Consider the following 24,509-nt stretch of genomic DNA (forward strand, 5'->3'; position numbering starts at 1 on the left):
AAAATTATGGTGGCACACGCTTTGCTTTAATCTTTTCGTGGAGTTTAAAACAAAAATATATTTAAATAAATGACTGATAAAACTTTGAACCAGCAACAAGTAACAACGGCTAAAAATCAAGCAGAAAATGTAAACAAAGGCAGTAAAAAAACTATTCTATTTGTATCAATCCCTATAGTCATCTTGCAAATCATTATAGCTTATCTTCTTGTTCTTGATCTTAATTCAAAGACGGGGGCACAAAATTCAAACTCAAATACACAGGCAAAAGAAAAAAAACAGGCAGTAACTGAAAAGAAAACAACTGATGAATATAAAATCACTGAATCTGAATTCGTCCCCACTCATCCTGAGTTTTTATTTGTTGTTAAGGATTTAATCGTTAATCCAGCTGGGACTGGGGGAATGAGATATTTATTAACAAGCGTTGGAATTGAGGTAACAAATGAAAAAGCATTTGCGGAGATTCAAAGCAAAGAAGTCATAGTAAACGATATTTTGATAAATGTTCTTTCAAGCAAAACGCTTGAGGAGCTTACGGATGTTACTAAACGAAAAGAATTAAGAAGGGAAATAGCAACAAAGGTCAATGATATTTTAACGCAAGGAAGAGTCCAAAATGTTTATTTCAGCAAATTTATAGTTCAGTAAAAAATTTTAAAAGATATGCCGGAGATTTTATCTCAACAGGAAATAGATAGCCTGCTTGCTGGTTTAAGTGCTGGAAAATCACCAGGAGAAATAATTTCAAAGCAAGAAGAAAAGGAAATTGTTCCTTATGAATTTCGTCGTCCAAGTAGAGTTTCAAAGAATCAAATAAGGACAATTCAAACAATCCATCAAAGCTTTGGGGAATCGCTTGGATATTATTTAACAAGTCGTCTTCAAACCCCTGTCTCAATTCAAGTTGAAAATGTTGATCAACTTTTTTATTCGGAATATATACTTTCAATTGAAAAGCCAAGCGTGATATTTACTCTTTCTGTAGGAGAAAGTCAAGGTGAAATCGTCTTTGAACTTGGGCTTGAACTTTCTTTTGTTTTGATTGATAAACTCTTGGGCGGTGGCGTTGAGTTTCCAGAGCTAAACAAGAGAAAGGTCTTAAGAGCTTTAACTCAGATTGAACAAAGTTTGATTAAAGGTATAGTGGAGCGTTCAGCGTCTGAGCTTGAGAAGGCTTGGGGAGTAATTGACACGCTTAAGTTTAAAATTGCGAAATATGAAAGTGATCCAGACATCGTTCAAATTGCCCCTTCAAGTGAAATTGTGCTGGTGATCTCATTTATCGTTACGCTTGGAGATAAAAACTATAGAATGAGTTTGTGTTATCCTGTATTTGTGATAGAAGATGTAATTGCGAAGATGAATTTTCAGAGATTTATAGGTGTTAAGAAGCGCTCGCCAGAGGAATATTCAAAATACATCGCTGAGAAAATAAAAACGACAAAGGTTCCGATAATAGTTGAGCTCGGACAAAGTGAGATCACACTTATGGATTTACTGAACCTTGAGGTTGGAGATATAATTTTGCTTAACACAGGCGTTGATTCAGAGGTCAAAATTTTTATCGCTGGGAAATTAAAACTTTATGGAAAACCAGGCATCTTCAACGGGAAAAAAGCGGTTAAGATAACAAAAATTGTAAAGAATGAGGAGATGTGAAAATGGAAAAAGAACAAATTTTGAAACAAACTGAACCACAGAGCGCTGAATTTCAAAATCTTGAGAAACTAACCGTTGATAACGAACCAGCGGTGGAAAAGCTTGGCAACAATAAGATTGAAATGTTGATGGATGTTGTTTTGACTGTTTCAATTGAACTTGGTAGAACAACGATGCTTATAAAAGATATACTTGAGCTTGACCGTGGTTCAATTATTGAACTTGACAAACTAGCAAGTGAACCTGTTGATGTAATTGTAAATGGTAAGAAGATCGCTGAAGGCGAAGTTGTAGTGATTGATAAACACTTTGGAATAAGAATTACCAATTTGGTTGCCCCTGATGAAAGACTAAAAAATGCGAAAAGGTGAAAAGTGATGGAATTATTGGCAAAAACAATTTTGTCATTCGGTGTAGTAGTTATATTGATATTTTCCTTGAGTTATTTTCTGAAAAAGTTTTATCCTGCTCTTTCTACTTCTTCGGACTATGGCATTGAAATGAGGATTTATAAAAAATTACAAATTCAGCCGAGGAAATCAATTTATCTTATCAAAGTGTTGAACAAAATTTTGGTGATCGGCGTAAGTGAAAATTCTATGAATGTTTTGGCAGAAATAAATGATCCAGAAATTGTGCGAGTTCTTGATGATATTTATTCATCCAGTAATGAAAAAAATGGTAAATTTCTTGTGCTAAAATAGAGGAATGTGGACAAATGAGAAAACTTATTTTGCTGTTGATTTTCATTTTATCCACAGGTTTGGGAAACGCTCAAACGAAAGCAGAAGATCAAATTCTTCTTCCAGTTCCAAAAATTACATTTGAAGTTGGGAAAGCGCAAAAATCAGAAGATGTTGCCCTGACATTGCAAATCTTGTTCTTGATGACGATCCTTTCGCTTGCACCAGCATTAATTATTCTAACAACATCATTCACCAGGATAATTGTTGTATTTCACTTTTTGAAACAAGCTTTGGGAATTCATCAGATGCCACCAAGTCAAGTATTGGTTGGGCTTGCGCTTTTTCTAACATTTTTTATAATGTCCCCAGTATGGGATAAAATTAATAAAGATGCAATTCAACCGTATTTGAAAAATGAAATAACGCAGCAAGAAGCATATGAACGGGCTGTCAAACCACTTCGCGAGTTTATGTTCAAGCAAGTTCGTGAGGATGACCTTGCTTTATTTGTATCGCTTGCAAATTTACCAAAACCAAATAATAGAGATGAAATCCCAACATATGTTCTTATCCCAGCTTTTGCAATAAGCGAGCTAAAAATTGCATTTCAAATTGGATTTCTTATCTATGTTCCATTTTTAATGATAGATCTTATTGTTGCAAGCATTTTGATGTCAATGGGAATGATCATGCTGCCACCTGTTATGATTTCGCTTCCTTTTAAAATTCTGCTTTTCATCCTAATTGATGGATGGCATTTGGTAGTTTGGTCGTTGATACGAAGTTTCCATTAAAAAACAAGGGAATTGAAAATGACGGAACAGTTTATAATTCATCTCGCAAGGGAAACATTTTTCACTGCGCTTTTGATTTCAGCACCGGTTCTCATAGCTTCTGCGGTTGTTGGGCTGATAATCTCAATTTTTCAAGCAGCAACTTCTATTAATGAGATGACGCTTTCGTTTGTCCCAAAACTTATCGTGATAGCGGTTGTTATTGTTATTACTTTGCCTTGGATAATTGACATAGCTGTGAGTTTTACGAAAGAGATATTTAATCAGATACCAAACATAGCAAGATGATTTAATGGAGTTTTACTTTTCCATATTTTTCACATTTATTTTGATCTTCGTTCGGGTGTTAAGTTTTCTTTCCGCTTCACCTGTTTTAGGGTATTCCGTTATCCCGTTTCAATTGAGATTTTGGGTGAGTATTTTTTTAAGCTACATTTTCTTATTGATTTTAGATAAAAATACAAGTGATTTTTCGGTTGAGTTGTTTGGTTTTGTGATTCTTGTACTGAAAGAGGTTATGATTGGCTTAATTTTAGGTTTTTCTGCGTGGGTGATCTTTTACTCGGTTCAATTTGCTGGGCATCTTATAGGGTTTGATATTGGTTTTTCTACGGCTACAGCTTTTGATCCTGAACATTCAGAGCCACTTCCTGCGTTAAGTCAATTCAAAAATTATTTATTCGTCGTTATCTTTTTAATGTTGAATGGGCATCATTTTCTGATCCAAGTTTTGAAATCAAGTTTTGAGATCGTGCCTATTTCTTCATCATTTTCTATTTCGGCAGGTATCGTAGATTTCGGGATTAAATTGATCGCATTCGTCTTCGTCTCGGCAATTAAAATTAGTGCTCCTGTCATTGTTGCTTTGTTTTTAACTGATTTATCAATCGGGATTTTATCTCGGGCGTTTCCACAGATGAACATATTTATGTTTGCTTTTTCTATCAAAATAATCGTTGGTCTTCTTGCGCTGATCTTAACTGTTCCACTGTTTGTTTATATCTTTAAAAAACTTTTCATCGTGTTTCAAGGCAACATAATTGAACTTCTAAAAATAATCGGCTCATAAAATGCCTGAGGAGCTTCAAGAACGAACGGAACAGGCAACGCCGAAACGACGAGAAGATGCGAGAAAAAAAGGAAAGGTTGCCCGAAGTTACGAATTTAATTCAAGCATCGTCCTTCTTACTTCTATTGCGATATTTTATTTTGGTGGAAGTTTTGTTTATCAACAAATAGCAAATTTGACAAGTTTGGTGCTCTCAAATCTTCACAAATTTGAAATCACACCAAAGAATGTTAGCGAATATACATTTCAAATTTTTTCTTTCCTTGCTATAAATTTCTTCCCGTTTATGGTTTTGCTAACTTTAGTTGGGGTAGGAGGAAGCATTATTCAAACTGGGTATGTATTCACACTTGAACCTTTAAAGTTTGATTTGGAGAAACTGAATCCGATAACTGGGATCAAGAAGATCTTTTTCTCTAAAAGAAGTTTATTTGAACTTGTTAAGGGATTTTTCAAAATACTTGTCATTGGGTTTACCGCTTATCTTGTTTTGAGAAATATGGTTAATGATGTCATAGTTTTGATTGATTCCGATGTCAGGGGAATATCTGATTTTATAGTTGGTTCGGCTTTTTCACTTATGTTGAAAACTGGAATTGTATATTTTCTAATTGCAATTTTTGACTTTGTGTTTCAAAAGTGGGAATACGAAAGGGAACTGAAAATGACAAGGCAAGAGGTGAAAGAAGAAACGAAGGAACTTGAAGGTGATCCATTGGTAAAATCTCGGATAAGAAAAAGACAAATTGAAATATCAAAAAGAAGAATGATGCAAAATGTGCCTAAAGCGGATGTGGTTATCACTAATCCGACACACATTGCAGTTGCTTTGAAATATGAATCTAAAAAAATGAATGCCCCGAAGGTCGTTGCTAAAGGTATGAATTTAATCGCAGAGAAAATTAAAGAGATAGCTAGAGCCCATGGGGTTCCAATAGTTGAAGATAAACCGCTTGCTCAAGCACTCTACAAAATGGTTGATATAGATGAAGAAATTCCGCCACAGCTTTATAAAGCCGTTGCGAAGGTCCTTGCTTATGTCTATCAATTGAAAAAGAAAAGTAGTAGTGTGCTACAATGAAAGAGAATGAATTTTTGAGAGTTATAGGTAGAAATACAGATATAGTTCTCGCAATTGCGGTTATCTCAATACTTGTGTTTATGATTCTTCCGCTACCTCCATTTCTCCTTGATATTTTGATTGCATTTAACATTACTTTTTCAATTATTGTTTTGCTTATTTCAATGTATATTACAAGCCCGCTTGAGCTTTCCGTATTTCCAGGTTTGCTTCTAATTTTAACACTTTTCAGATTGAGTTTAAATGTTGCTTCTACAAGATTAATTTTGGGGGATGGATATGCTGGTAAAATTATTTTCGCCTTTGGCTCTTTCGTGGTGAAAGGGAATTACATTGTGGGATTTATAGTTTTCATAATACTTGTTGTAATTCAGTTCGTCGTGATAACAAAAGGTGCTGGGAGAATTGCGGAAGTTGCAGCAAGGTTTACGCTTGATGCGATGCCTGGTAAACAAATGAGCATTGATGCGGATTTAAACGCTGGACTCATAACCGAGGAAGAAGCTCGCAGGAGAAGGGAATTAATTCAAAGGGAAGCTGAATTTTACGGCGCAATGGATGGAGCAAGCAAATTTGTTCGTGGAGATGCTATAGCGGGGTTAATTATAACAGTGATAAACATCATTGGTGGTTTGATAATTGGAGTTTTACAGCGTGGAATGAGCTTTACTGAGGCATTGCAAACTTATACTCTTCTTACGATCGGAGATGGGTTAGTTTCGCAAATACCAGCTTTGATAATTTCTGTTTCCGCTGGTATGGTCGTGACAAGAAATGCTTCGGGAAATCAGTTTGACATTGAAGTAAAAGGACAAATTTTCAGCCATCCTAAAGCTTTACTTATTGCTTCTGGTGTTCTTGCGTTTTTTGCTATCGTTCCAGGGCTTCCAATGTTGCCTTTCTTGGCGCTTTCTGTAATAAGTGGTGTTGCAGGGTATTGGGGAACAAAAATTGAAAAAGAGAAACAAAAAACTCCAGAGATAAAACCAAAACAAGCACCTCAACCTGAAGAAAGAGTTGAAAAACTTGTCCAAGTTGATCCGATTGAAATTGAAATTGGCTATGGTTTAATTCCGTTAGCTGATGAAGAACAAGGCGGAACACTGTTCAAAAGAATAATAGGCATGCGAAAACAGCTCGCTCTTGAACTTGGGATAATCGTCCCACCAATACGAGTGAGGGATAATGTTAATCTTGAACCAAATGAATATATCATAAAAATCCGTGGAAATAAAATCGCATCTGGTGAAGTTAAACCTGGATATTATCTGGCTATGAATCCAGGAACAGCGCAAGAAGAATTGGTTGACTCTATAAAAGTTAAAGAACCAACTTATGGGTTTGAAGCTTATTGGATACCGGCGCATAGAAAAGAAGAAGCAGAAGTTATGGGTTATACAGTTGTTGAACCTGTCTCTGTGATTGTGACTCATTTGAAAGAAGTTCTAAGAAAAAATGCGGGAAAAATTTTAAGTAGGCAAGATACTAAAGCATTAATTGATAGTTTGCGAGATGATTATCCAGCGCTTGTTGAGGAAATAACACCAGATGTTCTCCCAATTGGAACTATACAAAAAGTTTTGCAAAACCTTCTAAATGAAGGCATCCCAATTCGGGATATGGTGACAATTCTTGAAGCATTGCTTGATTATTCAAGGGTCACGAAAAATATAGATGTGCTCACTGAATATGTTCGTCATTCTCTTTCGGAGACAATCGCCAGACTTTATCAAGATGAAGATGGCGTTATACATGTAATTCAACTTGATCCGAGAATAGAGGAAATTATAACCCAGTCGCTTCAGCAACTATCTTCTCAAGCAAACCCGACCCTCGCTTTGCCTCCGGAGCTTATGAGAGCGATTAGTTTAAGCTTGGATGAAAATGTTAAAAAAGCTAAATCTCTCGGTTATCAGCCTATCGTGATTTGTTCTGCAACAGTGCGACTTTATTTTTATCGTTTGATTCATTCAACATTTCCGGATGTAAGCGTGATTTCATATACCGAGCTTCCAACAGACATTGAAATTGAAATTATAGGGAGGATAAAAATTAACAATGGATGAGTGTTTTTCCCGATACCATCTGAACGATTTGTTTTAAGTTTTCAAACTTATGTGAAAATGCTAAAATCAAAATTCCTGCAGTTGGTGAAAATTTTTATAAGCATGTTTATTACAAAATTGATACGGCGGGCTTGTCTGAAACATTTGAAGTTTTTGCTTTTGGCGAGGTGAGGGGTGACGGGATTAAATACATTTTGGGGAAATTTCGTTTTTCCATTTTTTTATTTATTTTTATTCGTGGTTAAAATTAAAATTGGTTTTATATGGACCGTCTTTGGGCTCCGTGGAGAGCAAAGTATATTGAGAGTTTCTCAACTGAAAACAGCGAAAGTAAAAAAGAATGTCTTTTTTGTGAGAAAGTAAAACAAAATGACGACGAAAAAAATCTTATCTTATATCGGGGCAAGCATTGTTATATAATCATGAATCTGTTTCCATATAACTCTGGTCATATAATGGTTGTTCCATATAAACACACACCGAATTTTTCCGATCTTGAAGACGAGGAGATGCTTGAAGTTATGAAGATAATTAAAAAAGGAATTTCCGCGCTTGAGTTGGCTCTTAAACCGCACGGATTTAATGTCGGAGTAAACTTGGGAAGAGTAAGTGGTGCTGGGATTGCCGATCACATCCATTTTCATATAGTTCCAAGATGGAATGGGGATACAAATTTTATGCCTGTTATTTCCGAGACAAAAATTATCTCGGAATTAATTACAGATACCTACAAAAAACTTAAGGATGCCCTTTCAAGAATATCTGATTAAACCAAGGTTTCATTCTTTGCATCAAAATAAGTGAAGCAAGTAAAACAAAATCTGGTGAAGAGCCATGCTTAAAACAAAATTTTCACTTCTTACCCTTGTCTTTACAGTTATTTTCTTAATTGCTGGGTGTACAAGAGATTCCGAAATCCTTTCACCGCTTTCAAACGCGGACAAGGAAGTCATTAAGCAAATCATTGAAAACGACGATTTAATTGCCTCTGTTGATGTCGCATTGAATGATGGGACATATTTACCGCCGAACTTTGATTTTGGCTCAATTCCAAGAGCGATCTATCCATTGAAGTGGGGCCGCGTTGTTAAAAAGGTGACAAAAGAATATGAATACGAACAGGTAAATGATACTCTCGTTGTGGTGACGGTCATAAGGAAGGTTGATTCTGATTTGAAGATTGCAGCCACATACACTCAAGGAAACAGGACTCCTGATACGATTATAACTAAACCTCTGAAAGAAGTTTTCAAGAGAAAAGTTCAGGTTGTGAAAAAGGAAACATCTGATACATCAAGAGCAAGGAAATGGAGAATTTGGGCTGTTTCGCTTGTTCAGGGTGGAACCGAAACCTCAAACATAACTATTAAAAAGATCACTTTGACATTGCCAAACAACAATGTGGTTGAAGTCACTGATCCATTGAATCAATTTTATCGTCCCGGATTCCTTGGGCATCGCGGGGTTCCATCATTCAATCCGGCTCAGACCGTTAAGATCAGCGTAACTGTTCAAAGCGCAGCGCCAGATACTGATTTGGTTTCAATGACATATGGAGTTGACAGATTTGGCTTCCATAGAGCAAGGAAGCTTTTCACAATGGTTTCAAGAAGTGGGAATGAGGAAGTTTACGAAGCAGAGATGAGAGTTCATATGCACAGAGGTTCATTCAATGCCATGATTCATGCGATCTCAAGAGAATCACTTTATGATGATTCAGCGCCTATTTCAGTTTCCGTCTGGGGCGTTCCTTATGTTGTGTTCTAAAATAGTGCGGGGTGGGATTTGCCCGCCCCGTTTTTTATTATAAAAATTCCGAGATCGTGGATGGTAAACAAAACTGATATAGAACTTGTAAATGACTTTAAAAATGGAAATATATCCGCATTTGACGAAATTGTCCGAAGATATCAGAGAAAAGTTTATCTTCTTGCCCGAAGGATTCTCTCTAATCACGAAGACGCCGATGATGTTGCGCAGGAAGTTTTCATCAAGCTCTTTTATTCGCTCAACGAATTCAAAGGTGAATCAAATTTGTTTACCTGGATTTATAGAATCACCGTCAATGAATGCAACACAATTTTAAGAAAAAGAAGAATAAGAGAATTTATCCCGATTGACGAAATCGCTAATCTTTTAAAGTTGAATGAAACACCTGAACAAGAGTTTCTTAATAAGGAAGAGAAAAAGTTGATTGAAAAAGCGATTGAAAAACTTCCGCCAAAGCAAAGAGCTGTTTTCGTGATGCGTTTCTTTGAAAATCTTGATTATGAAGAAATCTCCAAGATACTTAAAAAGCCAGTTGGAACTTTGAAAGCGAACTATTTTCACGCAGTAAAAAAAATTCAAAAATTCATAAAAGATGAAATGCAGTGAAGTTAAAAATAACCTCGTTGATTATGCGGTCGGATCTTTGAAATCCGAAGAGATAACAAGTCATATTCAAATATGTAAAAATTGCCGAGTTGAATTTGAGGAAATTAAAAAAGTTGTTTCTGTTTTAAGCGAATATAAGATTGAGGAACCATCTGAATTTTATTGGGCTGGGTTTCTTCCCCGAGTGAAACAAAAAATTGCTCAACGCCAAACTGAAACAAAATTATTCGCTCTGAAACCAGCTTTCGTTGCCCCAGCGCTTGCGATCGTGATAATTGGATTTTTGTTTGGGCTTGGGATTTCAAATTTGTTTGTTAGCTCGGATGAATTTTATTCTACACATATCCCAGATTTTGGATTAACTGGTGTTTTGATAGAGCCATCGGAGTTTAAAGATGTTAACACTGAAACAATAGAGCAAGCGGTTCTATATCTTTACGATAAATATCAAATTCCAAGCATTGATAACGGAGAATATGATCATATGGATATTGATGTTGAGGAGATTTTGAAGAGAATTTCAAACAAATTTTAACTTTTCAAGATGAGAAAGATAACTTTTATTTTGGGTTTGGTAATTTTTTTTGCGTCTTCGCTTTCCCCGCAGGATTTTATTGGTCCGAGGTGGAGGGAAAGGGTGCTTGAATTTAAAAAGGTGCGTCTTCTTGAGATTTTAAAACTTGATGAACATAAATCTGTTAAGTTTTTGAATAGATACACGAAGTTTTCAAAGGATATTGAAGCAATTGAACTTGAAAGGGAAAGAATTGTGAACGATATTGAAATCAAGTTGAGAAAGGGAGATAAGGAGGGATACGATAAATCAATTCAGGAGTTGATTGAACTTGAAAAGAAAGAATATGAGATGAGATCAAATTTTTATAAGGAGCTGAAAGAAGTTTTGAGCGACCAGCAAATTGCACAGGTTATTGTCTTTGAGAGGAATTTCAGGCGTGAGTTTATGGATGCAGTGCGTGAGATGCAAAGAGAAAGGATGCGGCGGAGATTTTAATTTTTATTGATTCAGGATTTTCTCGTAGAAAATTTCATATTTTGGAATTATCAAATTTTTATCAAAAAGAGTTACTGCTCTTTCCCTCGCCTTCTCAGAAAACTTCTCGTATTTATTCTTGTCATCAAGAAGCTCAATTGCATATAAAGCCATCTTTGTTACATCTCCGACTTCAGTCAAATATCCAGTTTCACCATGGATAACAACTTCTGGGAGTCCACCAACATTTGTTGCTATGACTGGAAGACCACAGCTCATTGCTTCAAGTGCAGAAAGCCCGAAACTTTCCGTTTGGCTCGTAAGTAAAAATATGTCGGCTGAATTTAAAATTTCATGTAGAACTTCTTGTTTACCGAAGAATATGACATCATCATAAAGTTTCAGTTGCCTGCAAAGGTTTTCAACATCACCTCTTTCAGGTCCATCTCCAACAAAGATAAGTTTGCTTGGAATTTTCTTCCGCACTATGTCAAAAACTCTCACAACATCTTGAACTCTTTTAACTTTTCTAAAATTTGATACATGAATTAAAATCTTTTCATCTCTTGGTGCAATCTTCTTGCGGAGTTGCAAATTTTTTTCCGGTTTAAATATCTCCGTATCAACAAAATTTGGTATGACTTCAATCTCACGCTTTATGTTATATATTGATATGGTGGTTTCACGAAGGTAGTTTGAAACCGCAGTTACTCCATCGCTTGATTCAATCCCAAATTTTACAATAGGAGTAAAACTTGGTTCAAGTCCTACAAGTGTTATGTCGGTTCCGTGAAGCGTTGTGATTACTTTGATTTCGTTGTTCAAGATCATCTTTGCAAGAATTGCGCTTGTTGCATGTGGGATTGCGTAATGGACATGAATTATATCAAGTTTGTTAAACCTTGCGACATCAATCATTTTGCTTGCGAGCGCATCAGTATAAATTGGGAATTCAAAGAGCGGGTATTGATAAAGCTCAACTTCGTGAAAATAGATATTATCAAGGAACTGGTTTAACTTTATAGGTATAGCGTAACAAATGAAATGGATTTCATATCCCCTGCTTGCTAAGTTTTTCCCGAGTTCTGTAGCAACAACGCCGCTACCGCCATAAGTTGGATAACATGTGATCCCAATCTTCATTTTAGCAGGTATACAGAGTTATTTAGTTTTGCTTAAATTTAAGAAGGGCGTTTTACAGTTGCAATTTTGGGAATTAGTGCATATCTTAAATTGAGATCTGAAAAGTGAACTTTTTAAATGTATTTTTGTTAAATAATTTTGAAGCAAACGAAAATATGCTCACGAAAATGCTCGTCCTTCAAGATAAATATCAGGTTAAGTTGAAAAATCTTTTGGAGATCTGTAAGAAAAACCTTAAAAATTGCAACACTGAGCTTATAACCAACGCATTTTGGTTCAGCTATAACGCGCACAAAGATAATTATCGCGCCTCCGGAGAACCGTATTTTAACCATCCTTATGAAGTTGCGATGATAGTTGCAAGCGAGATACCGCTTGATGATATATCTGTTGCAAGTGCTTTGCTTCACGATATAGTTGAGGATACAAATTTTACGATTGAAGATATACAAGCAGAATTTGGAGATAAAATCGCTAAAATTGTTGATGGTCTTACTAAAATTACCGGAATTTTTGAAAGCGGGGACAAAAATGTAGTTCAAGCAGAGAACTATCGTAAACTTTTGATTGCTCTTTCAACTGATATTAGAGTGATACTTGTTAAGTTTGCTGATCGTCTTCACAATATGAGAACTCTTGAATATCTCCCCGAACACAAGCGGAAAAGAATTGCAAAAGAGACACTTGAAATATATGCTCCTCTTGCGCATAGATTTGGGCTTGCACAAATAAAGTGGGAACTTGAGGATCTCGCATTTAAATATTTAAATCCAGAAGCTTATGAGGATATTGCAAGGCGAGTAGCTCAAACAAGAAAGCAGCGGGAAGAGTATATTAAAGAATTTGCAAAACCAATTGAGAAAGCTCTTGCTGAACATGGTTTTAAATTTGAGATAAGCGGTCGCCCTAAGCATCTTTACAGCATTTATAATAAAATGATAAGAAGAAAAATAGCTTTTGAGGAAATTTACGATTTGTTCGCTGTAAGAATTATACTTGACACGGAAAATACCACAGATTGCTGGACTGCTTATGGGATTGTAACGAATATCTATAGGCCGATACCTGAAAGGTTCAAAGATTATATCACTACTCCTAAATCAAATGGGTATCGCTCAATACATACAACTGTGATAGGTCCAGGTGGAAAAATGGTTGAGGTTCAGATAAGAACGAGGGCTATGCATGAAATTGCCGAGAAGGGTCTCGCTGCACATTGGAAATATAAAGAAAACATCACTGAAACAGATAAACAATTTGAGCAATGGATAAAATGGGTTCGCGATATTCTTGAGAATCCATCTGATGTGACAGAATTCGTTGAAGATTTGAAACTTAACTTGTATCAGGACGAAATTTATGTTTTCACTCCAAAGGGTGATCTTAAAGTTTTGCCAAGAGGAGCAACGCCCGTTGATTTTGCCTTTGAAATACATACGGAAATTGGTTTACGCTGTATTGGTGCGAAGGTAAACGGAAGAATTGTACCACTTGATTATAAGCTTAAAACTGGTGATCAAGTGGAGATAATAACTGGAAAGCATCGCGCTTTAAGTATGGATTGGTTGAATTTTGTTGTCACCTCAAAAGCAAAAGCGCAGATAAGAAAGTGGATAAATGAGGAAAAAAGACGACTTGCGGATGTTGGTAAAGATTTGTGGGAAAAGAAGGTTAGAAAGAGAAAAATCAGAATAAGTGAAGACGAACTTTTAAAAATCGTTAAAGAGCTTAAATTTGATAATCTCCAAAAGTTTTATATCGCTATCGCAGAAGGTGAAATTGAGGTAAATGATATCATAAAAAAAATTGAGGAACGACAAAAATCCAAGGAAGCAACAAGGCATGAAGATGAAGCAATTGAAACTGCTATTAGTGAGATTTTGAAACCACAAAAAGCGATAGTGATTGACGAGACAGGTTCAAATCTACTTTACACATTTGCAAAGTGTTGCCATCCTGTGCCAGGGGATGATATCATTGGCTTCGTGACGAGAGGTGAAGGAATAAAAATACACTGCAAAAATTGTGTGAATGTAGAAAAATTAAAAGCAATAGATGAAGATAGATTTGTGGATGTCGTTTGGTCTACTATGATTGAAGGAATGTTTTTTGCAGCTGGAATTTCAATTGAAGGTGAAGATAAACCAGGTGTGCTTAAAGATATCACGACAGTGATTTCGGGGTATCATAATACTAACATCAAAAGTGTGAATATGGAAACCCAAAATTCCATCTTTCGTGGGATCATAACAGTTGAGGTTAAGAATCTTGAGCATTTGAATGTTTTAATTGAGAAATTAAGAAGAATTCAGGGAGTTTACAGTGTCTCAAGGTATCAAGAAAGATAATTTCGTTGGCGGGAGAATAATGGGGATTGACTTTGGGAGCAAAAGAATTGGAATCTCAATAAGCGATCCTACTTTGACGATTGCGCAGGGATTGTTCGTTTTTGAAAATAATTCTGATGTTTTTGATAAAATAGAAAAAATTTGCCTTGAATATGGTGTTGGTTTGATTGTTGTTGGTTTCCCTGTAAGTTTAAATGGAAAATATTCAAATAAGACAAGGGAAGTTTTGGAATTTATTGACAAGCTTAAGTCAAGGTTGAAAATTGAGGTTATCAAATGGGACGAGAGATTCACGACGAAAATTGCGCAAAGGACGAAAATTGAAATGAACATGAAAAAAAGCAAAAGACGCGAGAAAAAAGTTGATGACCTTATCGCTTCAACATTAATTTTGCAAGGTTATTTGGATTTCTTGAAAAACAAAGAGAAGATGCTTGAAAAGGGATGAAGATCAAGCTGCTAATTGTTGGTGTGGTTTTGTTTTTCTTTGGCTATTTGATTTACGAATTTGTCAGAATTGATAGAGAGATTGATATGTTGAGATACAAGAACCCGAAGATGACGGCGCTTATGAAACAACGAATGGACGAGGCGAAGAGAAAAAATAAAGCGTATAAAATAAATCAAATTTGGATACCTATCTCAAAAGTTTCCCCTTACTTAATTGAAGCTGTGATCGTTTCGGAAGATGCAAGTTTCTTTGATCATCAAGGAATTGATTGGTATGAAGTGAAAGAGTCAATCAAGAAGAACTTTCAGCAGGGAAGGATCGCAAGGGGCGCAAGCACAATTACAATGCAGGTCGCAAAAAATTTGTTTCTTTCAACATCAAGGAATCCATTTAGAAAATTAACCGAAGTGGTGATTGCGTTAAGAATGGAGCAAAAGTTATCCAAGCGAAGAATTCTTGAAATTTATCTTAACATCATTGAACTTGGCAATGGAATTTTCGGAGTTGAATATGCTTCAAGAGTGTATTTTGGCAAATCCGCATCCGACTTAACTATGGAAGAATCTGCGCGCCTTGCTTCAATAATTCCAAGCCCACTGAAGTATACTCCAAACTCAAACAAGAAATTCGTCAATTGGCGGACGAAATTAATTTTAAATAGAATGCTTGCAAGGGCAAAAATAAGAGAAGGAGCAACCAATGAATCTGGAACAATTGAATAATATCTTGTTTGAAGGCGAGGGATTGACAGTTGAGTTTAAAAGAAAAGTTTCATCTCCAGAGAAAATTGCAAGGGCAATGATAGCTTTTGCGAACACCCACGGCGGAGTTTTGATCTTTGGGATTGATGATGACGGAAGCGTCATTGGAGTTAATAGCGAGAAAGAGGAGATTGATTTGATTTTTACCGCTGCACGGGAACATTGTTATCCACCAATAGAACCGAAAATAGAGATTTTTGAACTTGAAGGAAAAGATGTAATCGTCGTTACAATTGAAAAAAGCGAGGAAAAACCTCATTATCTTATAAGCTCAAATGGTGATGCTGGGAAAGTTTTCATCCGCCTCGGCTCTCAAAATGTTATAGCAAGTGATGAAATGATTAAACTTTTGAAAAGTGAAAGCGAAGAAAAACCCTTGAGGATATCAATCGGCGAGAAGGAAAGAAGACTTTTGAACTATCTTGATAATTTTGGAAAGATAACGGTTAAAGAATTCAGCAAGCTTGTTAAAATAAGCGAGGAAGAAGCTTCAGATATACTTGTGAATCTCGTTAGAGCGGGGATTTTGAAAATAAATATAAGCGAAACGGGGGATTACTTCACACTTGAATAAGTCGTCCTGTAAATTCTGATGAGTTCATAAATTGCGATTCCATATGCAACTGCGACATTAAGCGAATGTTTTATGCCGAATTGGGGTATTTCAATCGCTAAATCGCACATTGATAAAACTTCTTCAGATATACCTGTTATTTCATTACCAATTACAAGACAAAGAGGAAAGTAATCAGCTTTGATGTCCCAGTATGGTATGCTTTCTTCGGTTATTTCAAGCGCGACAATTTTAACATTTTCTTGTTTTAATGTTCTTATCACATCTGTCGGATTTTTATGATACTCCCAAGGAACGCTTTCAATCGCACCAAGTGCAGTTTTTTCAATATCTTTCCTCGGTGGATGTGGAGTGTAACCTGTCAAATATAGTTTCTTTATCAAAGCAGCATCGCTTGTTCTGAAAATTGAACCGACATTGTAAACGCTTCTTATGTTATCAAGCAAAACATAAATTGGATGTCTCTCAATCGTTTTAAGTTCTTCAAGTGTGTGTCTTTTCTTTTCAATTTCAAAAGCTGTAAGTTTCCGCATCTCGGGAATCTTAAATTTTCCCGCTTTTGTTAAAATAATTAAAATCTATCTCGTAAAGAGAGCTCAAAAACAAAAAAGTTAAAGAATGACTTTCATCGGTGAAACGAAAGACAATCGGCTTGTGATTTTCGGAAACAAAGGTGAAAGTTATTTTTATATAGAATTTACAGGCGTTCTTGAAAATCCTAAAGTTGAAAAAGTTAACCTTAATCGTGAAGATCTGCTCAAGCTTCTTGAGAAAAATCTTGATCGCTATAGCCAAAAGGGGCTGAACATAATTTTTGAAAAAATGATGGACTCAGATTAATTCTTCGGCAAGCCCCCTGTTTTATCAAGATAGTCATCAAAACTCATCTTCAAGTAGTAATCATCGCCTATAAAAGTTATGATTTTCATAAATACTTCAGCGGGAAAGTAACCTGGGACAGCCGTTATCGGTTGCATATCTTCACGAATAAAAATCGTTGTCGGGAAAGCCTCAACTCCAAATACATAAGCAAGCTCCATCTCACTATATTCGCGACCTTCAAAAACATGCTTTTTTTCCGATTCAGCATTTAATTTTATCAAAATAAATTTTGAGGCAAGATAATTTTTCACGGATGAGTTTGTATAAACCTCGTTATCCATTTTTTTACACCATTCGCACCAATCAGTGTAAACACCTATCAAAACCTTCTTATTTTGTGATTTTGCAATTTTCAAGCCATCCGAGAAAGAATACCATTTGAGTTCCTTCTCCTCTTGAATGTTGAGCGTAAGCCCTGTGAAAAAAATCGCGATAAGTAAAATTGCCAAAATTCTCACTTTTTCACCTTTTTAGTTTTGAACTTTTCAAAATATATCAAACTGAAACATAAAAGGCAAGGAATCTGCGAAAACAGAGTCAAGAAACCTTAAAATTTTATCATTTCCGTTTATCCTTCCTACGCGGTAAAGAGAAGTCGGTTTTGAAAAACCTGAAATTATTTGAGTAAAACTTCCAATGTCAGATTTTATATCTGCAGGTTGATGCGTTTTTTGGAAATAGATATTAAAGTTTTCAACGAAGATTTTGAAGGTTAAGTTATTATCCGGCAAGAATGAATCGCTTATCTCTATCGTTGCCTCGCCATTGGGGGCGTTTGCCGTTGTTATTAGCTTAAGTGCTTCGGTCAGATTTATGATCCTTGCCATGAAACCAGAGCAAATTGAAGCGTATGATTTATATTCAAAGAATGGTTGTTTATAATCTTTTTCCCTTGGTTCAATCAAGATGTTGTAGAATGGTTCATCCGAAGGCGCAAGATATTTAATCTTTGAAACTTGCTCTGAAAGTGAAGCGAGAAATCCCCATAATCCACGATATGCTTCTGGGGTGAGAGCAATTAATTCTTTTATGTAAATTTCAATTTGTGAATTTTCGTTTTTCTTCATTTCAAATGACACATAACCCTCAATTTCGCGATTGTCGTAAACATATGGATTGGGAAAATTTGGAAAAATAACCCTAGTCCAGAAGGAATCGTTTCGTAATAGGGCAAAGTTTATTGATTTGATTTTTTCGGCATAAACTTTTTTGATCTTTTCTCGTTCAGAAATTTTCATTTTTCTCACATTTAACCTTTCGTCAAACAAAACTATGTTTGATGGTTCAACTTCATAAAGCATGGCGGAGCCAACATATTCCCAACCATATTTCTTATAAAATCTATGCTGAAATGGATATAGAAGAGAGAATGGATAATTTGCCTCATACATTCTTTTTAATGCATCCTTTAGCATCATATCTGCAACCCCGCGCTTTCTGTATTCAGGCAAGACAGCGACAGCTGAGATTCCAGCAACATTAATAGTTTTACCTTTGAATGAAGCTTTTAGAGGCATTATTTTCGTGCAGGCGATTATCTCGTTGTTATCTTCAACGACAATTATATCTTTATAAGAGTATCTCGGATTGTCTATTATGCTCTCGCGTAAACCCTGATAGTTGGAAATTAGAAAAGAAGTTGAAATTATGCTTGCAATATCGTCAATGTCAACTGATTTCGCTTGACGAATTTTCATCTTGTTTTAATTGATTTAGATTTAAAATTTTGAAGATTGATTTTAAAACATCTTTAACTTCAATTCCATCGCCAAATGTGCAAATGTGTGGATCTTGGGGACAATGGTTTTTGCAATAATCTTCAGAAGGTAAGATTATCTCGTGTTTATTTCCAAGCGGGCCCCATAACTTTGGAGAGCAAGCGGGAAGAGGGCAAAACATTGATATTGTTGGAACCTTCAAAGCAGATGCAATATGCATTGAACCAGTGCTTGACGAGATCAAAACATCAAATCTTGATATGTAAAGAATTAACTCGCGAAGTGAGAGGTTGTAAATTAAATTAACTTTGTTTGGGTTGAACTGGCTAAATTTGTCAATAGTTTGCGTTTTGTTGTGAAGATTAACATAAATCTTTGCTTTTGGAATTTCGGTTAGAATTTCCTTGATAAGTTGAATATATTTTTCAATTTTCCAATTTGGAGCTGAGTTGCCACTAAATGGATTTATTCCAATTATAATTTCACTTTCGGTTTTAGGGACAAGTTTTTGAGCTTTTTCAATTTCTTCATTTGTCAAAAAAATTTCTGGCTCAATGTTATCGCTATTTACTCCGATTTTTCTACCGAGGTCAAGCGAGTAATCTGCTTCGTGTCTTAATGGAATGTATTTATTTCTGCTAACATATTTCATAAAAGTTAAAATGCCGTAAAGTTTAATTCCGACATTTATTCTCGTCCTTATCCCTGCGAAGAAAGTCATCCACGCATGCCTCTGTGTCGGTAGAAGATGAAGGGCGATGTTAAATTTATGTTTTCTTAGATTTAGAACCTGTTTCCAAAAACCTTTCCATCCTTTGTCTTCACCTTCAAAATCGTCAACGATTATTTTATCAATGTTGGGATTGTTGATAAAAACATCTTTTGTTTGGGGGCGAACCATGACGGCAATGAAGGAATTGGGAAATGTTTTTCTTAATTCTCTTACCAATGGAGTTGCGAGAACCACATCCCCAACTCTATCTGGTCTGATGATAAGAATTCTTTTTTGATTCTTTTTCATTTTATCCCTTCTTTTTCAAGGATTTCTTGCAACATCTGTGCATTTTTAGGTGCGCTTCCGCGATGACAGTTGTTGAAGAAAATATAAAGTGTCTCAACTTTTTCGTTGAGTTCTTTTATTCTCGGAATCCATTCGCGAAGCTCGCTTTCGTTATAAAGATAATCATATCTTTCACCGACGCCTCCCTCCCACCAATTTTCGGCGTTACGGCCATGAAATCTAATGTATCCAATTTTTGAGCTTGTTGCTATGCTCTGCGGAGGAATCAAACCTTTCAATCTCGGTTCATCAACACAAACATAAGGAATGTCGTTTTCAGATAAAAATTTATAAGTTGAATCATTTACCCAACTTATATGCCTGAATTCCACAATTAGGGGAATTCCATCGGCAAATTTTTTGGTTTCAAGAATATACTCTCTATTTTCTGGAGTATCTTTGAATGAGTATGGAAATTGTGCGAGAAAGCCTTTCAATTTTTCTGTTTTTATGAGTGGTTCAGTTGCCCTTAAAAGAGCTTCCATTGCTTCGCGATTTCCTTCTCTTTCGTGGGTGGTTTGTTTATGAACTTTAACGATGAAATGAAAATCTGGTGGCGTTTTTTTATCAAGGTGATAGAAAACAGTCGGAGATGGGATTCTATAATATGTTGAATTTATTTCAACCGCTTTGAAGAAGTTTTTGTAATAATCAAGCATTTTACCATCTTCAATGCCTTCCGGATAAAAACTTCCGCGCCAATCTTGAAAGCTATAACCCGATGTGCCGATCAAAATCATTTTTTAAAAACTTTTCAGTTATTTACTTTGCTGGGACACTTTCAAAAGCTAAGTCAACGCCTGCATTAATTGCTTTCAAATTTATTTCAGCGATCGCTTTTTTCTGTGTTAAGATTACTGCTCTTTTCAATGCTTCAACAGGGAATAAATTTGTCCTTGCTAAGAAAGTTGCAAGTGAGAGAATAGTTATTGAAAATCTATCAATAGCGTTGGCTGTTCTTCTGAATGGATATGTTTCAATCTTTGCTTTCGTTTCTGGTAGAAGCGAGGCAAGTTGTTCATCAACCAAAATCGTTGAGTTTTCCGACATGCTTGGAATCATCTTTTTCACTTTTGCAAGACCTTCTGGAGCGATGATTATTAAATAATCGGGAGTGTCTATGCCGGTGTAATTTATTTCCTTTTTATCAAGTATAATTTCTGAAACGGAATGCCCTGTCATTATTGTGATTGGATAATCATCTTTTTGGGTAGCATATAATCCTGATAAAATTGCGGATGAACCAAAAACAGTTGCGCTTGATTTAACTTTTTGACCTGCTGCGCCAGCGATGATTATTCCAGTTTTTTTATTTAAGTTGTTTTCAAATTCCGTATCAAGCGAAACTTGGGTTTCTTGCTTAACCGGTTGGTTTACATATGTTTCGTAATATGTTTCTATGTATTCCTTCCGTTCAACTTTATGAACGATGCCAGTTTTAAATCCGTATGTTTCAAGGAGTTTAAGCATTTTTTCTTTGTTAAGATCATTTCGTGGGACATAGTAAGCGGTGCAGTATTCCCAGATATCAACGACAGAGAAACCTTTAAATGCTATTGCTTCTGCAATTACATCAGATAAATTTTTATCAAAAACTGTCATTCTTGCAGCGAATCCCCCATTTACCGCTTGAACAAGGGAACAAGCATCAAGTGGATATTCAATGTTTCCAAGGTATGTTGTTGCTGTTTTCCCGCCAAACGGAGTTGTAACTGAATGTTCACCACCTGTCATTCCAAAATTGAAATTGTTGAAGATGATAACTGTTATATCAATGTTTCTTCTCGCTGCATTTATGAAGTGTGTTCCACCAATTCCAAGTCCACCATCGCCCATTAGGACAATTACAGTAAGTTCTGGATTTGCCATCTTTAAGCCGCAAGCATATGTGATTGAGCGACCGTGTAGACCATGAAAAGCACTAACATTGAAATACTGATCGGATAATCCAACGCAACCTATATCTGTTACAAGAACGGTTTTCTTTGGGTCAAGATTTAATTTTGCCATTGCCTTGTCAAGCTGGGGCAAAATTTGCGAATGTCCACAACCGGGACAGAAAGGAAGTTCAACTTCTTTCATATATACAACATTTTTTACAACAGCCATCTTGCTAAAAAATTTTGTTTTTACTTTATTGCGAAACTCAAAATTGCCCATATGGCAGTTATAACTAAAGTCGCAAATCCAATAAATAAACCAACCATCCACTTAATTAAATTAACTCTTACCGCGTCAATTCTATCATTCAATTCAGTTTTAACCGATTCTATTCTCTCTGTCATCTCATTTCTGACCGCTCCGATCTTCTCGCTCAATTCGGTTTTAGCTAACTCAATCCTTTCAATCATTTCGGTTTTAGCTGATTCAATTCTCTCAATCATTTCAGTTTTATCTCTTTCGGTTTTCTCATACAGAGCGATCAATCTTTTATCAATCTCGTCAAACTTTTTGTCAATATCATTAAACTTTTCACGAATAGTTTCATAAACGAATGTTTCTAATCTTAAAACTCTCTGTTCAAGGTTTTCAAGTGTAGTCGCCATTCTTAACTTCTATTGCTTTTTAAAATTTCGTTCAAAATTTTGCGAGGATTTATAAGTGTCGTATCCATTTGGTTTATTCGCACGATGTTAACTTTTGATTTTTCAATTATCCTTTCAATTTCAAGAACATATTGCCCATTGTTCATTTCAGGAAAGATTATCGTCTTGATCCCGTCAAGTGCATTTTTAATTTCATTTTCTGGAACTGGCCATAAAAGATTTATGATTAAATGTGAAACTTTGTTTCCCATTTCTCTTGCGAGTTCAACAGCTTCAATTGCGCTTCTCGCTGTTATTCCATAAGATATAACAAGTGTTTCGGCGCCATCTTGTTTATCAAATTTCGCGATGTGAGGGAAGTATTGTTTAATTTTTTCTTCGCTAATTTTTTTGTCAAGATGTTCCATCATTATTTGAATTTTCTCTGGCGATGTTAAAAGATTACCATATTCGTCGTGAGTTGATGTAGTATATCTGACGATATGCTTCCCACCAAACGGATGGAAAAGAGGAATATCATCAATTTTTTCAAAATAATATGGTTTATATTCTTCAGCCTCTTCAGGTAAATACTTTCTATCAATGACTTCTGGTTTTTCAACTTTTGACCAATCAATCCTTTGCCTTGTCATTGAAAGCTCTTTGCTTGAAACAAGGAAAACGGGGACACGGAAAATTTCAGCGAGATTAAAAGCATAAATTGTAAAAGTGTAACACTCTTCAACCGTTGTTGGAGAAATTGCTATGATTGGATAACCGCCCGATGTACCCCATCTTATAAACTGAATATCTCCTTGTCCATCTTTGGTTGCTGAACCAGTTGCTGGACCTTGGCGTTGGACATCAACAATTACAAGTGGAGTTTCCCCCATGATGGCAAGTCCAATGTTTTCACTGTAAAGCGAGATCCCTGGACCACTTGTCGCTGTCATTGCTTTTTTCCCTGCCATTGATGCACCAATACAAAAGCCAATTGAGGCAATTTCGTCTTCGGCTTGAATTGCGAAGCCTCCAACTTTGGGGAGTTCTTCCATCATTCCAAGCAGAATTGGGGTCGCAGGAGTTATCGGATAACCAGCAAAAAATTTACATCCCGCGTCAATTGCACCTTTAACGATTGCTTCGTTTCCATCAAGGAACTCTATCATTTTCAAAGTTCTCTTTGTTTTGGTTTAACTAAAATTAGCACTTTAAACTTTAAAAACGAAATTTTCGCATAGCAAGCGGGAAAGTTTTATATTTTCAAAAAATTTAAATTCTCATCGGATGCTGAAAGAAGTCTATCAAAATATCGTAAACGAGCTTTTAAAAGAGTGCATTGGCTACTGAGGGTGCAAAGTTTATGTTTGAAGTCGCAAGCGAAGTAACTAAGCACGATGAGTAGGTTTTTAAACTTAGTTGTTTTTGTAAGATTTTTTGTTATATTTAAGCATAAGGAAGGTTATGCTTTTTTGTGTCATTTGCACAGGGGCATTTCCTTCCGAAGCTTTAAAGAATGTATTTAAAATTTAATTTGGTTTATTGCTATGGGTTCAATTTTTTCTTCTGTTGGCTTTAAAGTTGAAACACAAAAGGATCTTGTTGATCTCGTTGAGAGCACAATAGGAGATAAAGAGTTCAGCGATTCTTTTGGTGTCTTTCAGAAGGTTCAGCTTGCAGGTTATACCTTGAATGCAGGACATGGGATCGTTTTTAATGTAAATTTAGCCCATATGGGCGAAGGATGGGAAATTGTGGATGTATCACCATGTTTTTATGGAGATAAAGAACATTCAGTTGTTTTAAAAGATTGTGAACTTTATCAAGATGTTGAAGACGAATGGAAATTTTATCTTTATGGGGTTGATGAGAAAACGGGAACGCCAGTTGAACTTTACATTTCTAATTTTGTTCAGTGTGCTTCGTATCTTCCTCCAATGGCTGAAAAATATGAAGTTATACCAGTTGGACTTGCATATAATGGTGAAATCCTTCCGCCCAGAAGATTAATTCAAAGCGATGTTTTGGAAGAAGGTTCAACGATGGCTAACTTTTTCGTTCAAACAGCGCAAATTCAAGCAATGGAAAATATACCGCCGGTAGTCTATGGATTGCTTGGAGATATAATTGATTTTAAAAAGATAAAGAATGAATGGACTGGAGAAGAAGTTTATTGGCTTTATGTTGATACAAGTCCATTTAAACTTGAGGTTTTGATAAATCCATCGGATCTTGAAGGAGAGCCGGAGGTAGGAAAGAGATTGTTTGCGACTGTGTGGCTACAGGGTCAAGTCACCCCTAAATAGTAAAAAGCGGGGCTTT

The 24,509-nt window shown here is 35.8% G+C and carries 29 protein-coding genes; 20 read left to right on the forward strand and 9 right to left on the reverse strand.

What is annotated here, in order from left to right:
- Positions 1-69: 69 nt before the first annotated feature.
- The 14 genes from NZ923_07830 (at position 70) to NZ923_07895 (ending at position 10,746) form a co-directional block, all read left to right on the forward strand.
- Positions 70-651, forward strand: coding sequence for a flagellar basal body-associated FliL family protein (locus NZ923_07830; GenBank protein ID MCS7229923.1), 582 nt, complete (start codon positions 70-72; stop codon positions 649-651).
- Positions 652-666: 15 nt separating this feature from the next.
- Complete coding sequence (fliM, locus tag NZ923_07835; GenBank protein MCS7229924.1) at positions 667-1,662, forward strand: flagellar motor switch protein FliM; 996 nt, start codon at positions 667-669, stop codon at positions 1,660-1,662.
- Between the two features lie 2 nt (positions 1,663-1,664).
- Positions 1,665-2,033, forward strand: coding sequence for a flagellar motor switch protein FliN (gene fliN / locus NZ923_07840; GenBank protein MCS7229925.1), 369 nt, complete (start codon positions 1,665-1,667; stop codon positions 2,031-2,033).
- Between the two features lie 6 nt (positions 2,034-2,039).
- Positions 2,040-2,366: a flagellar biosynthetic protein FliO gene (locus tag NZ923_07845; GenBank protein MCS7229926.1), complete on the forward strand. Its 327-nt coding sequence runs from the start codon at positions 2,040-2,042 to the stop codon at positions 2,364-2,366.
- 14 nt (positions 2,367-2,380) lie between these two features.
- Positions 2,381-3,142 (forward strand): flagellar type III secretion system pore protein FliP, encoded by a 762-nt coding sequence (gene fliP, locus NZ923_07850; protein ID MCS7229927.1) that lies wholly within the window; start codon positions 2,381-2,383, stop codon positions 3,140-3,142.
- An 18-nt stretch (positions 3,143-3,160) separates the two neighbouring features.
- Entirely contained in the window at positions 3,161-3,430 is a 270-nt protein-coding gene (gene fliQ / locus NZ923_07855) for a flagellar biosynthesis protein FliQ (GenBank protein ID MCS7229928.1), read from the forward strand.
- A 4-nt stretch (positions 3,431-3,434) separates the two neighbouring features.
- Positions 3,435-4,211 (forward strand): flagellar biosynthetic protein FliR, encoded by a 777-nt coding sequence (gene fliR / locus NZ923_07860; GenBank protein MCS7229929.1) that lies wholly within the window; start codon positions 3,435-3,437, stop codon positions 4,209-4,211.
- A 1-nt stretch (position 4,212) separates the two neighbouring features.
- Positions 4,213-5,292: a flagellar biosynthesis protein FlhB gene (gene flhB, locus NZ923_07865; GenBank protein MCS7229930.1), complete on the forward strand. Its 1,080-nt coding sequence runs from the start codon at positions 4,213-4,215 to the stop codon at positions 5,290-5,292.
- Complete coding sequence (gene flhA, locus NZ923_07870) at positions 5,289-7,358, forward strand: flagellar biosynthesis protein FlhA (GenBank protein MCS7229931.1); 2,070 nt, start codon at positions 5,289-5,291, stop codon at positions 7,356-7,358. The genes flhB and flhA overlap by 4 nt, the downstream gene beginning before the upstream one ends.
- A 263-nt stretch (positions 7,359-7,621) precedes the next feature.
- Positions 7,622-8,128, forward strand: coding sequence for an HIT domain-containing protein (locus tag NZ923_07875; GenBank protein MCS7229932.1), 507 nt, complete (start codon positions 7,622-7,624; stop codon positions 8,126-8,128).
- A 64-nt stretch (positions 8,129-8,192) separates the two neighbouring features.
- The gene (locus NZ923_07880; protein MCS7229933.1) at positions 8,193-9,125 is read left to right on the forward strand and encodes a hypothetical protein; all 933 of its coding nucleotides are present in this window, start codon (positions 8,193-8,195) and stop codon (positions 9,123-9,125) included.
- A gap of 60 nt (positions 9,126-9,185) precedes the next feature.
- Positions 9,186-9,734 (forward strand): sigma-70 family RNA polymerase sigma factor, encoded by a 549-nt coding sequence (locus tag NZ923_07885; GenBank protein MCS7229934.1) that lies wholly within the window; start codon positions 9,186-9,188, stop codon positions 9,732-9,734.
- Positions 9,721-10,269 carry a hypothetical protein gene (locus tag NZ923_07890; protein MCS7229935.1) on the forward strand — a complete coding sequence of 183 codons (549 nt, stop codon included), beginning with the start codon at positions 9,721-9,723 and terminating at the stop codon, positions 10,267-10,269. The genes NZ923_07885 and NZ923_07890 overlap by 14 nt, the downstream gene beginning before the upstream one ends.
- Positions 10,270-10,371: 102 nt before the next feature.
- Positions 10,372-10,746: a hypothetical protein gene (locus NZ923_07895; protein ID MCS7229936.1), complete on the forward strand. Its 375-nt coding sequence runs from the start codon at positions 10,372-10,374 to the stop codon at positions 10,744-10,746.
- A gap of 3 nt (positions 10,747-10,749) precedes the next feature.
- Here NZ923_07895 and bshA read toward each other — a convergent pair whose 3' ends face one another.
- The gene (gene bshA, locus NZ923_07900; protein ID MCS7229937.1) at positions 10,750-11,868 is read right to left on the reverse strand and encodes an N-acetyl-alpha-D-glucosaminyl L-malate synthase BshA; all 1,119 of its coding nucleotides are present in this window, start codon (positions 11,866-11,868) and stop codon (positions 10,750-10,752) included.
- A 155-nt stretch (positions 11,869-12,023) separates the two neighbouring features.
- Here bshA and NZ923_07905 point away from each other — a divergent pair, with 155 nt between their 5' ends.
- The 4 genes from NZ923_07905 to NZ923_07920 are packed head-to-tail and all read left to right on the forward strand — an operon-like array spanning position 12,024 to position 16,002.
- Entirely contained in the window at positions 12,024-14,216 is a 2,193-nt protein-coding gene (locus tag NZ923_07905; protein ID MCS7229938.1) for a bifunctional (p)ppGpp synthetase/guanosine-3',5'-bis(diphosphate) 3'-pyrophosphohydrolase, read from the forward strand.
- On the forward strand, positions 14,191-14,664 hold the full coding sequence (ruvX, locus tag NZ923_07910) for a Holliday junction resolvase RuvX (protein MCS7229939.1): 474 nt from the start codon (positions 14,191-14,193) through the stop codon (positions 14,662-14,664). The genes NZ923_07905 and ruvX overlap by 26 nt, the downstream gene beginning before the upstream one ends.
- Entirely contained in the window at positions 14,661-15,389 is a 729-nt protein-coding gene (mtgA, locus tag NZ923_07915; GenBank protein MCS7229940.1) for a monofunctional biosynthetic peptidoglycan transglycosylase, read from the forward strand. Before ruvX ends, mtgA begins: the two co-directional genes overlap by 4 nt.
- Positions 15,367-16,002: an ATP-binding protein gene (locus NZ923_07920; GenBank protein ID MCS7229941.1), complete on the forward strand. Its 636-nt coding sequence runs from the start codon at positions 15,367-15,369 to the stop codon at positions 16,000-16,002. Before mtgA ends, NZ923_07920 begins: the two co-directional genes overlap by 23 nt.
- On the opposite strand, the gene NZ923_07925 is transcribed toward NZ923_07920, so the two are convergent.
- Positions 15,984-16,535: an RNA methyltransferase gene (locus NZ923_07925; GenBank protein MCS7229942.1), complete on the reverse strand. Its 552-nt coding sequence runs from the start codon at positions 16,533-16,535 to the stop codon at positions 15,984-15,986. The genes NZ923_07920 and NZ923_07925 overlap by 19 nt on opposite strands.
- Before the next feature lie 85 nt (positions 16,536-16,620).
- Here NZ923_07925 and NZ923_07930 point away from each other — a divergent pair, with 85 nt between their 5' ends.
- Positions 16,621-16,842: a hypothetical protein gene (locus NZ923_07930; GenBank protein MCS7229943.1), complete on the forward strand. Its 222-nt coding sequence runs from the start codon at positions 16,621-16,623 to the stop codon at positions 16,840-16,842.
- Here NZ923_07930 and NZ923_07935 read toward each other — a convergent pair.
- Genes NZ923_07935 through NZ923_07965 form a run of 7 tightly spaced genes read right to left on the reverse strand, consistent with a single transcriptional unit; the run spans position 16,839 to position 23,356 of the window.
- Positions 16,839-17,342: a DUF255 domain-containing protein gene (locus tag NZ923_07935; protein ID MCS7229944.1), complete on the reverse strand. Its 504-nt coding sequence runs from the start codon at positions 17,340-17,342 to the stop codon at positions 16,839-16,841. The two genes, NZ923_07930 and NZ923_07935, sit on opposite strands and share 4 nt — an antisense overlap.
- A gap of 27 nt (positions 17,343-17,369) precedes the next feature.
- Entirely contained in the window at positions 17,370-18,581 is a 1,212-nt protein-coding gene (locus NZ923_07940) for a GNAT family N-acetyltransferase (GenBank protein ID MCS7229945.1), read from the reverse strand.
- Positions 18,553-19,623 carry a glycosyltransferase family 9 protein gene (locus NZ923_07945; GenBank protein ID MCS7229946.1) on the reverse strand — a complete coding sequence of 357 codons (1,071 nt, stop codon included), beginning with the start codon at positions 19,621-19,623 and terminating at the stop codon, positions 18,553-18,555. The genes NZ923_07940 and NZ923_07945 overlap by 29 nt, the downstream gene beginning before the upstream one ends.
- A complete protein-coding gene (locus NZ923_07950; GenBank protein MCS7229947.1) occupies positions 19,620-20,402 on the reverse strand; it encodes a DUF72 domain-containing protein in 783 nt (260 codons plus the stop codon). The genes NZ923_07945 and NZ923_07950 overlap by 4 nt, the downstream gene beginning before the upstream one ends.
- A gap of 22 nt (positions 20,403-20,424) precedes the next feature.
- The gene (locus NZ923_07955) at positions 20,425-21,771 is read right to left on the reverse strand and encodes a thiamine pyrophosphate-dependent enzyme (protein MCS7229948.1); all 1,347 of its coding nucleotides are present in this window, start codon (positions 21,769-21,771) and stop codon (positions 20,425-20,427) included.
- Positions 21,772-21,791: 20 nt separating this feature from the next.
- Positions 21,792-22,208 (reverse strand): hypothetical protein, encoded by a 417-nt coding sequence (locus tag NZ923_07960; GenBank protein ID MCS7229949.1) that lies wholly within the window; start codon positions 22,206-22,208, stop codon positions 21,792-21,794.
- Positions 22,209-22,210: 2 nt separating this feature from the next.
- Positions 22,211-23,356: a 2-oxoacid:acceptor oxidoreductase subunit alpha gene (locus tag NZ923_07965; protein ID MCS7229950.1), complete on the reverse strand. Its 1,146-nt coding sequence runs from the start codon at positions 23,354-23,356 to the stop codon at positions 22,211-22,213.
- A 378-nt stretch (positions 23,357-23,734) separates the two neighbouring features.
- Here NZ923_07965 and NZ923_07970 point away from each other — a divergent pair, with 378 nt between their 5' ends.
- Entirely contained in the window at positions 23,735-24,493 is a 759-nt protein-coding gene (locus NZ923_07970; GenBank protein MCS7229951.1) for a DUF3881 family protein, read from the forward strand.
- Positions 24,494-24,509 lie beyond the last annotated feature (16 nt).

The organism is Candidatus Kryptonium sp. (genome assembly GCA_025060635.1).
Classification (GTDB): Bacteria; Bacteroidota; Ignavibacteria; order Kryptoniales; family Kryptoniaceae; genus Kryptonium.